The sequence below is a fragment of the Streptomyces sp. NPDC107517 genome (assembly GCF_055582645.1).
Genome location: NZ_JBVJPM010000074.1, coordinates 1 through 9,744 on the forward strand (window position 1 = coordinate 1; position 9,744 = coordinate 9,744).

Annotated in this window: 7 protein-coding genes; 5 read left to right on the forward strand and 2 right to left on the reverse strand. The window is 69.5% G+C overall.

What is annotated here, in order from left to right; translation table 11 throughout:
• Positions 1 to 90 precede the first annotated feature (90 nt).
• Positions 91 to 1,044, reverse strand: a complete 954-nt coding sequence (locus ACZ67T_RS45750; RefSeq protein ID WP_469992934.1) for a magnesium transporter CorA family protein — start codon at positions 1,042 to 1,044, stop codon at positions 91 to 93.
• Between the two features lie 586 nt (positions 1,045 to 1,630).
• Between ACZ67T_RS45750 and ACZ67T_RS45755 the strand changes: the two genes are divergently transcribed.
• A complete protein-coding gene (locus ACZ67T_RS45755) occupies positions 1,631 to 3,271 on the forward strand; it encodes an adenosine deaminase family protein (RefSeq protein WP_469992936.1) in 1,641 nt (546 codons plus the stop codon).
• 275 nt (positions 3,272 to 3,546) lie between these two features.
• Here ACZ67T_RS45755 and ACZ67T_RS45760 read toward each other — a convergent pair whose 3' ends face one another.
• Positions 3,547 to 3,948, reverse strand: a complete 402-nt coding sequence (locus ACZ67T_RS45760; RefSeq protein ID WP_469992938.1) for a hypothetical protein — start codon at positions 3,946 to 3,948, stop codon at positions 3,547 to 3,549.
• A gap of 871 nt (positions 3,949 to 4,819) precedes the next feature.
• On the opposite strand from ACZ67T_RS45760, the gene ACZ67T_RS45765 reads away from it, so the two are divergent.
• The 4 genes from ACZ67T_RS45765 to ACZ67T_RS45780 all read left to right on the forward strand — a co-directional run bounded on the left by ACZ67T_RS45765 (position 4,820) and on the right by ACZ67T_RS45780 (position 9,394).
• The gene (locus tag ACZ67T_RS45765; protein ID WP_469992940.1) at positions 4,820 to 6,478 is read left to right on the forward strand and encodes a uracil-xanthine permease family protein; all 1,659 of its coding nucleotides are present in this window, start codon (positions 4,820 to 4,822) and stop codon (positions 6,476 to 6,478) included.
• Entirely contained in the window at positions 6,475 to 7,893 is a 1,419-nt protein-coding gene (locus tag ACZ67T_RS45770; protein ID WP_469992942.1) for an amidohydrolase family protein, read from the forward strand. Before ACZ67T_RS45765 ends, ACZ67T_RS45770 begins: the two co-directional genes overlap by 4 nt.
• Positions 7,890 to 8,600 carry a TSUP family transporter gene (locus tag ACZ67T_RS45775; RefSeq protein ID WP_469992943.1) on the forward strand — a complete coding sequence of 237 codons (711 nt, stop codon included), beginning with the start codon at positions 7,890 to 7,892 and terminating at the stop codon, positions 8,598 to 8,600. Before ACZ67T_RS45770 ends, ACZ67T_RS45775 begins: the two co-directional genes overlap by 4 nt.
• Positions 8,601 to 8,908: 308 nt before the next feature.
• On the forward strand, positions 8,909 to 9,394 hold the full coding sequence (locus ACZ67T_RS45780; RefSeq protein ID WP_469992945.1) for a hypothetical protein: 486 nt from the start codon (positions 8,909 to 8,911) through the stop codon (positions 9,392 to 9,394).
• Positions 9,395 to 9,744: the final 350 nt, after the last annotated feature.

Here is a 9,744-nt window from a genome sequence, read left to right on the forward strand (position 1 = left end):
CGTGAGACCGCCCCCGCACGATCGAAGTCCCGCTACACTCCCGCCACCCGGCGAAAAGACCAGGTCAGACAGCGAAATCCTGCTGGAGTACTAGTCCTCGTCCCGCAGCCGCCGCCAGATGCGGGTGCGGTGCAGTACGTAGAAGGCGACGAACAGGACGGCCACCTCAAGTCCCACGGCGAGCAGCCAGAAGATGACCTTGCTCTCCAGTTCGTCGGTCAGGTAGGTGAAGTTCATGCCGAAGAAGCCGGTCAGGAACGACAGCGGCAGAAAGATCGTCGACACGATGGCCAGCCGGTTGATCACGCCGTTCTGCTCGCCCGCGGCGAGGGAGGAGTAGCTGGCGAAAGCACGACGGGAGGCGTCCTGGAGGGACTCGATGTTCGACAGGACCAGCCTCGCCGCGTGCTGGAACTCCTGGGCGAGTCTTTGCCGCTCCTCCGGGAAGCTGGGGTTCAGCATCCGGCGGGTGAAGACCTCGTCCACCACCTGGAGGTAGGGGAGCAGCGAGTGGTGCAGGAGGGCGGAGCGCCGTCGCAGCTTCGACAGGCGGTAGACCTGCTCGGGGCGCCGTTCCACGAACATGTCGTCCTCGAGTTCCTCCACCAGCAGCAGGTCCTGCACGGCGGCCCGGCGGAATGTCGCCAGCGCCTCCTGGAGCAGCAGGAAGAGCGCGGCCACGACGTCGGGGGGTCTCTCGTGCCGCAGTTGCGCAGAGATGTTCGACGCCAGACCAGCGTGGCCGCGGTGAACGGTGACCAGGAACTGCTCGGTCACCAGCGCGTGGATGTATTTGACCCGGTCGTCGTGGACCACGGGTACGACAAAGCCGGCCCGGTCTCCCAGGAAATCGGCCCGCGCGGGCTCGTCCTTCCTGCCGAGCCAGGCCAGGTCGTCAGCCCCCAGACCGAGCTGACGGGCCACAGACTCGCCGTCCGCCGGCGCTTCTTCCGGCAGCTCGACGTCGACGAGCAGAAAACGGGCCGCGGCGAGCCGCTCACGCGCCTCAGCCATGTCCGTACGGGTGACGGTCGCCTCTGGCATTGACACCATCGTTACGATCATGGCCCTCACCGTTGGTTACGACTCCGACGGTCCCAGCGTGAGTGCGGTCCGGTATCTCCGCACTCGGATACCGTCATGTGCGGCACCGTGCCGACCGGACGGGTGACGAGATCACTCGCAGGTGGGGACGGGGCCTGCCCAGGGTGCCTGCCCTGCTTGCTGCCTGAAGCGGACCTGACGTCCACCTGACAGCCCGTAGGGCTGTCGGCCCGTGCACGCCCAGCCGGCCCGCGGGAGGAGTGACCGCGCTGGCCTGGAGCTGGTACGTCAGCTCATGCGTGCCCGGGGCCCGGTGCCCTGCCGGCCGAACCCCTGCCGGCCAAAGCCCCTTGAGCCTGGTCCCCTGCCGGCCAAAGCCCCTTGGGCGTGGTGCCCGCCCGGCCGAAGCCTGAACGGTGGGCGTTGATTCGGGCGCGGCCGGCGCCGTGCCCGACCCGGTCGGCCTCGACTTCACGGCCCGAGGCTCCCGGCGCGAGGCCGGTCGACGACATCACTTGCGGCGCCCGGGTGACATGCGGCATGTCGGGCAATTGCCCCTCGCTCCGGTTGCCAGAAGATGCACCGCATGGTTCCCCCCGTCCCGTCCTTCCTGCCGCGCCGCAGCGCCCGGCTCGCGCCGGTCCTCAGCGCCGCACTGGTACTCGCCCTGACATCCACCCAGCCGGCCCATGCCGCAGCGGAGAAAGACACCAGCGGACCCACACGCGCCGAGGCGCGCGTCTCGGCATACCTGCGAGGCGTACGCGACCGCCCCGAACAGCTGGCCGCCTTCTTCAGGGCCCTACCCAAGGGCGCAGACCTCCACAACCACCTTTCCGGCGCGGCGACCACCGAACTGCTGCTGCGCATCGCCGTCGAGGCCGACTACTGCATCGACACGACCACCATCACCGCGAGCGCGCCGCGCTGCACAGGAAACACCCGCCCCGCAGCCGACACCCTCAAGGACCCCGCCTTCCGGCGGCAGGTCATCCGCGCCTGGTCCATGCAGGACTTCACGCCCAACCAGGGCGAGAGCAGCCACGACCACTTCTTCGCCACGTTCGGAAAGTTCGGCGCGGTCAGCGGACTCCATCCCGGACGGCTGCTGGCCCAGGTGGCCACCTCGGCCGCCAAGCAGCACCAGTTCTACCTCGAGACCATGTGGACACCTGCCTGGTACGCCGCCGACGCCCTCGCCACCAAGGTCGGCTACCACAGCGACCTGGCCCTGATGCGCGACAAGATGCTCGCCGACGGCGGCATGGACGCCGTCGTCCAAGAGGCGCAGAGCGAGACGGACTCGCTGATCGAGGAGTTCCGCGTCGCCGCCCACTGCGACACCGACCACCCCGACGCCGGGTGCGCGCTGCCGGTACGGTTCATCGCCCAGGTCGACCGGGGCGGACAGCCCGAGCTGGTCTTCGCCCAGATGCTGCTCGGCATGGAACTGGCCCGGCGCGACCCCCGCTTCGTCTCACTGAACCTCGTGGGCCCCGAGGAGAATCCGGTCGCGGTCGCCGACTACCGCCTGCACATGCGCATGCTGAACTACCTGCGCGGCGTGTACCCCGACGTCCCCCTCACCCTGCACGCGGGAGAGCTCGTACCCGGCCTGGTCAAGCCCCAGGACCTGCGCTTCCACGTCCGCGACGCCGTGCTCACCGCCCGCTCCGACCGCATCGGCCACGGCGTCGACATCCGCCGCGAGGACGACTACCGGGAACTGCTGCGCCTGATGGCCCGGCGGCATGTGCTGGTGGAGGTCCCGCTCACCAGTAACGCGCAGGTCCTGGGCGTCACGGGCCCGGCTCACCCCTTCCCGCTGTACCGGGCGAACCACGTTCCGGTCGCCCTGGCCACCGACGACCAAGGCGTCGAGCGAACCGACATCAGCCGCGAGTACCAACGAGCCGCACTGACCTACCAGCTGAACTACCCGGTACTCAAAGACCTCGCCCGCAACTCCCTGGAATACGGCTTCCTGAAGGGCCGCAGCCTGTGGCGCGACCGCAACGGCCACCGCGCCGTCCCCCAGTGCGCCGGAGACCACCTCGGCGACCCGACCCCCAGCAAGCGGTGCGCCCACTTCCTCGCCTCCAGCGCCAAGGCCACAGTCCAGTGGAAACAGGAAGACGCCTTCCACGCCTTTGAACGCACCTACGCCGCCAGGACGCCACACGCCGCATCCCGCACCACCAACACGCACGTCGGCGCCACACCATGATCCGGCACCCTCGCGACGCACCAGCACATCTGTCCTGATCCCCTGACACCCCGTTCCGTCCGGGAACTTCCCGAACCCACAGCCCAACTGGTTCACGAGCCGCAACGGGACCGGACAGCGCTCGAGGGGGCGTCCGCGCCCTCTCCTGGCCCGGTGCTCCCCGTACTCGCACCGACCGCTGTCGCAGGAGAGCACTCGCTCCGGACGGCGGCCCCAGGCATCGCGAGCGGGCTCTCGGCTGCCGCGCGGTGCGCAGCCGAGAGGCCGCTCGCGCGTTACGGCCCGGCGGTTGGCGGTGCTGGAGGGGGCGCTGTGCCCGGAGTACTGTCGGACGGCTGCGACTCCCAGGAGCGCTCGGTGCCCGGTGTGGGCGTGACGTGCTGCTCTTCCACCGTGGGGCGGGTCGTCCACCACATCACGGCCACCAGACTAACGGCGCACGCGCCACCGACGAGCAGCCCCGCAATGGGGCGTCCCGGTGAGCGTACGAGGCGCAGGCCCAGCCAGCCGACGCAGGCTCCTGCGAACACCGCGATCGTCGAGGTGAGATCGCCGTTCCTGTAAGTGACCAGCAGGGCGTCATAGTTGGTGAACAACACGAAGAGCGTCGTGTAGAGGACCGCGATGATCGCGCACAGTCCTTCGAGCAGGCGCAACACGCGTCGGCCTCCGCTCACGCTGTCCTCCCTTCCCCGGGCCAACCGTAAGGGAATCAGCTAGCAGGCGGTACGGATGGCTGGGCCTGGACGTACTCGGTACCCGCCCGGCTGCGGCCGGGTTCGCGTGCCCCAGCGGGCAAGAGACGGGCCGACAGCACCCCGCGCCGCGAAGAACAACGCCAGCGGCAACCAGCACGCCGTCGCTAGGCTGAGCACCACCGTGGTGAGGATTGCGGAACCTCGGCCAAGTCCGGGAAGTGGCAAAGCTTCTGGTGGCTCGTCAGCGGACTCTTGTGAAGAACCCCGGGGCTTCAGCCCCGGGAGAATCGCATCCTGTGGTGGCGATACGGAGCATCGCACGCAGTCTTCCCCCGGTGATTCTGAGGGTGGAGGCGATCCCGGGAGTCCGGGAGGCGAAGTCCAGGGCACGTGAGAGCTGGGCGTGCGTGGTGCGCGGCCGGATGACCGCGTGAATGTTCAGTCCGAGGGCTGCTGGGTCGACCACGGCTCGGTAGCCGGTGAACACGCCGTTCTTCTCCAGCCGTTGGATGCGTGCGCCGGCCGCGGGCTGCAACAGTCCGACGCGGCGTCCTATCTCCGCGCCGGTCAGCGGGCCGTGAGTGCGCATACGAGGGTGGCGAAGGCTTACGGACGAGTGCGCATCCGAGGTGACGAAGGCTCAAGAAACGCCCTCCAAGGTCACGGGCCGCATGCTGTCGGCTGCCCCGACCATCCCACAACCCCTTGGTGTGCAGCCACCCTTGACGGTGGATCCGAGGGCTCCCATACTGGCGGCCAAATCGATTTGGCCAAATCGATTTGGCTCTCCGTCCAGGGCCGGATCGCGGCTGATAACCGAGCGTGCCGTACGCCCGAACGGAGCCCGAACATGTCCAGTCCCCGCCAGAGCAGGCCACCGGCCGGCCAACCGCCGGCCTCCGGTCCCGCGGCCACGCACCCGGCAGGCGAGCCCACAGCCCACCCCTCCAAGACCTCCGACGCTTCCGAGATCTCCGAGATCTCCGAGGCCTCCGGGTCCTTCGACACCTCCGACGCCTCCGGGTCCTTCGACACTTCCGGGGCTTCCGGCGCTTCCGAGACCTCCGAGACCATCAACTCCCAGCTCACGCAGACAGCCGCCCCCGATGAGCGCCCCCATCCCGAGCCTGCCCGTCCCGACACCACCGGGTCCCCGGCCGACAAAAGTGCCCCACGCGGCGTGCATCCCGTGGACGAGTCGCGGCCCGTGGGGCGGATCCTGCTCTTCGGGATCCAGCACGTCCTCGTGATGGCCGCCACCCCCATCTCGGCGATCTTCCTGATGAGCGCCACCCTCGGGCTCAGCGCCGGTCTCACCGTCGACCTGCTCTCGGCGGCCTTCGTGCTCTCCGGCGTGGGATCGCTGATCCAGTCGCTCGGGCCCTGGAAGTTCGGGCCGCGACTGCCCTTCGTGATGCTGCCGGGCGGGGCTCCGCTCATCCTGTTCCTCGCGATCGCCCAGCAGCACGGCCTGCGCATCGCCACCGGTGCGGTGATCCTGACGGCAGTGTTCTGCTTCGTCGTGCTGCCGGTCTTCTCCCGGCTGCTCGCGTACTTTCCCGCCCTGGTCATCGGCACGATGATCGTCATCGTCGGCGTCAACCTGGTGAAGGTCGGCGCGGTCCTCGTCACGGGAGCGCCGGGCTCGCCCGGCTTCGCGAATCCCACCCGTCTCGGTCTCGGCATGGCGACGATCGGATTCACCATCGTCATCTATCTGCTCTTCACGGGCATCCTGCGCCAACTGGCCGTCATGCTCGGCCTGTTCGCCGGTACCACGCTCGCCGCCGCGGTCGGCGCGATCGACGGCGCAAGTGCCACAGGCGGCGCACTGGTGAACCTGCCGCACCTGATGCCTTTCGGCTCACCCGAGTTCAACCTCGTCGCCGCCCTGCCGCTGATGCTGTACAGCCTGGCCTCCATGGCCGAGGCCACCGGCCAGACCGTCATCAACGCCGAGGCCGTCGGCAAGAAGATCGACAAGCGGACCGACGTGCCGAAGACCGTCCGCGGCGACGCGCTCACCTCGCTCTTCGGCGGATTCTTCGGCCTGCCGCTCATGGTCACCAGCGGGGAGAACATCGGCATCGTCCGCGTCACCGGCGTCCGCAGCAGGTTCGTCACCGCAGCGGCCGGAGTCGTACTCGTCATCATCGGATTCCTTGCACCCGTCACCCGTGCGATCAGCGTGATCCCGACCGCCGTCGTCGGCGGCACCGCCATGGTCGTCTTCGCCGTCATCACCGTGCTCGGCATCCAGATGCTCGGCCGCTCCGACCTCGACAAACACACCAGCACCTTCATCTGCGCCGTCGCTCTCGCGCTCGGGCTCCTGCCCATCCTCGTCCCCGGCGTGTACGGAGGGTTCCCGCCGAACGTCCGCATCCTCCTCGAAAGCGGCGTCGCCGTCGGCACGTTCACCGCCGCCGTGCTCAACATCCTCTTCCACCATGTCAGGCCGTGCGTCGCCGCCCGGCTGACCACCACGCGCACAGAAAGCGACCGATGAACCGATCCGACCGCGATGCCCTCACCGGCCCCGGCCCGCTCCTTCTCGTACCGGACGCGGTCCTGCTGCCGGAAGGCCCCGCCGACGGCTGGGCCGTCACGATCGACGAAGGCCGCTTCGAAGCCGTCGGACCGGCGGACGAACTGGAGTGCGCGCACCCGCAGTTGCCGGCCGTACGGCTGCCAGGACATCTGCTGATGCCCGGATTCGTCGACGCCCACCACCACCTCACCCAGAGCTTCGGCTCCGCACTCGCCTTCGGGGAGCCCTCCGAGATCTTCCGCCGGGTCTGGGTACCGCTGGAAGGCGCGCTGGACGAGGAATCGGCCTACACCGCGGCCAAACTGGCCGCCCTCGAAGCGCTGCGCGGCGGATTCACCACCGTCACCGACGCCGGCACGCGCGCCGGTGTCGACGTCGACGTGGTCGCGTCCGCCGCACGTGACGCCGGAATCCGCTGCGTCCTCGGACTCGTCTGCAACGACGCGGACCATGAGGGCGCGACGGACCCTCCGGCCGTTGTCGAGGACGCCGAAAAGCACCTCGCCCGCTACGACGGTGATCCGCTCGTCCATCCGTCCCTGGCCGTCTCCATCCCCGAGGCGGCAACCGAACGTACCCTGCACGCCACCGCCCGCCTCGCCGCCGAGGCCGGGGCCGTCGTGCAGATCCATGTCAACGAACACCTCGCCGGCGTGGAACGTTCCCTCGTACGACACGGGCTGCGGCCCCTCGAACACCTGCACAGCGTCGGCGCGCTCGGCCCCCAACTGCTCGCCGCGCACGCCACGATGCTCACGCCGCGCGAGCTGACCCTGCTCGCCGACACAGGAACCGCCGTCAGCTACAACCCCGTCGCCAGCGCGTGGAAGGGCAACGCGGTCGCGCCCGCGACCACCATGGCCGAGCGGGGCATCCGCTTCGGGCTCGGTACCGACGGCACCCGCGGCGACGGCTTCCGGCTCGCGGAGGCCGCCGAGTTCGCGCAGCGCCTCGCGTACGGTCTGGCGACCGGTGACTCGTCGTGCGGCGCGGGCTGGACGTGGCTGGAGCGCGCCAACCGGGGCGGTGCGGATGCCGTCGGGCTTGGCGCCCGCACCGGCACCGTCGCCCAGGGCATGGCGGCCGACTTCCTGCTCGTCAACGTCGACACCCCGGAGCTCGCGCTCTCCTGGGACCTGCCGTGGGAACTCGTACGGCGCGGCAACCGGGACCAGATCGCCGCCGTCTTCGTCGACGGGCGCCTGCGTATGTGGCACGGCCGACCGGTCGGCTGGGACGGGACCGAACTGGTGAGACGGGCGGCCGAACTGGCCCGCGCCGCCGTCACCAGGGCGAACATCACCCGGGTACACCCCACTTCCACGGCATCACGGGCGCTGATGCGGTCACAGGAGCGGAGCACGGAACTGTGAGTACGCAGACACTGGCGGTCCTCGCCGTGACGGTGGCCATCGCCGCGTTCGTCCAGGGCAGCAGCGGACTGGGCTTCGCACTGATCGTCGCGCCCGTGGCCCAGATCCTCGATCCCGGTCTGGTCCCGGTCTTCGTCCTCGCCTCGATGATTCCGCTCAACCTGTACGTCGCCTGGCGCGAGCGATCCTCGCTCGACCTGCGCGGCGCGGGTTGGATCACCGGGGCGCGGCTCGCGGCCACCCCGGCCGGTCTCGCGGTGCTCTGGCTGATCCCGGAGCACAGCCTCGGCCTTTTCGTGGGCGGCGCCACTGTGCTCGCGGCCGTCGCGAGCCTGACCGTGCCCGCGTTCACACCCGGGCGGGCCGCATACGTCGGTGCGGGCGCGGTGACCGGACTGACCGAGACCGCGACCGGCGTCGGCGGGCCTCCGCTCGCGCTCGTCTACCAGCACCGGCCGCCCGCCGAACTACGCTCGACGGTCGCCACGTGCTTCCTCATCGGAGAGGTCGCCTCCCTGGCACTGCTGTTCGCGACAGGAAAAGCGCAGGTCACCGGCCTCGGCCAAGCAGCCGCGCTGCTGCCCGCGATCGCCGCCGGCGCGTGGCTCAGCCGCCTGGTGCACCACCGCCTCGACGCACGCAAGATGCGCCTGTTCGTGCTGGTCTTCGCATTGACCTCCGGGCTGGTCCTGATGCTCCGGGCCTGAGTGCCTGCGTCCGATCCCGGTGCGTCCGGCGGAGTGGGGTTGTGGGCACTCGGGGTCCGCACGGTGAATCGGGGACGTGAGCATCAGCAGCGAGCACCCGGTGAGTACAGATCACATTCATGCGGTCTTGACGATGTTGAGGGCTGCCCCGGTACGTGACCTGAAGTTGTGGCCCGAACGGGCGGCAGGAGGAAGACCGTCTGCGGCTTCCTCCTGCGGCCCTCGAACACTATTCGCAGGGCTGTTCGCGCGACTTGTCCAGTGTGGGGCCGGTGTCCGGGTGTTGGCCGGGCGATAGAACACCAGTCGTGAAGCCCCTGACACGCATCCTCGCGCCGGTGGTCGCCGCCGCCGGCATTGCCCTCGGCGCCACCATGCCCGCTGCGGCGGCCGCGCCCGTGCCCGCGCCCGTCGGCTACCTGATCATCGTGAGCGCCGACAACCCGGCGCTCGCGCTCACCCAGTCCGGCCAGACCCCTACGCTGACCCCGCCCGGCGAGCCCAACACGGTCTGGAACCTGGTCCCCGACTATGCCGGCAGCGTCGACATCGTCAACCAGAACAGCGGCGACTGCCTCATCCGCTTCCCCCAGAGCGATCCCGTGCTCCAGGGCTGCCAGCCGTACAACTTCCTGCAGATGTGGGGAGCTAGCAGCAACTCGGACGGCAATGTCACATTCTCCACTGTCGGGCTGGGCCTGCCCCCCGTCTGCCTGACAGCAGAGTCGTCGCAGGTAGTCACTGAGAACTGCAACGGTTCGACCTCACAGAAGTGGGTTCTGCGCACCCCCTGACCGCCGCCGCAGACCAACAGGGCAAGACATACCCGCGTGACCAGGGCCGGCCCCGGCCATCTGCCGGCACGGCCCCGGCCATCTGCCGTCACCGCGGCAGGCCACCGCGACGAGAGCGCGAAGTCGCACGGCGGCCTCAACAGCAGACTCCGGCCGTCGTCCATGGCGAGGCTGCCTTGAGCACACGGCAAGCCCATGCGACTCGCGATCGTCCGGGAGGAACCAGAGGGCCCGGTACCACCGGAACCGTTCCTGAAGACTGAGCGGGAGTGAGTCCTGTTGCCAGAGCCCATGCTCAGCCGAACGCCCCGAGCGGTCCTGGGCGTTCTGGTCCACCGCGTTCCTGCCGC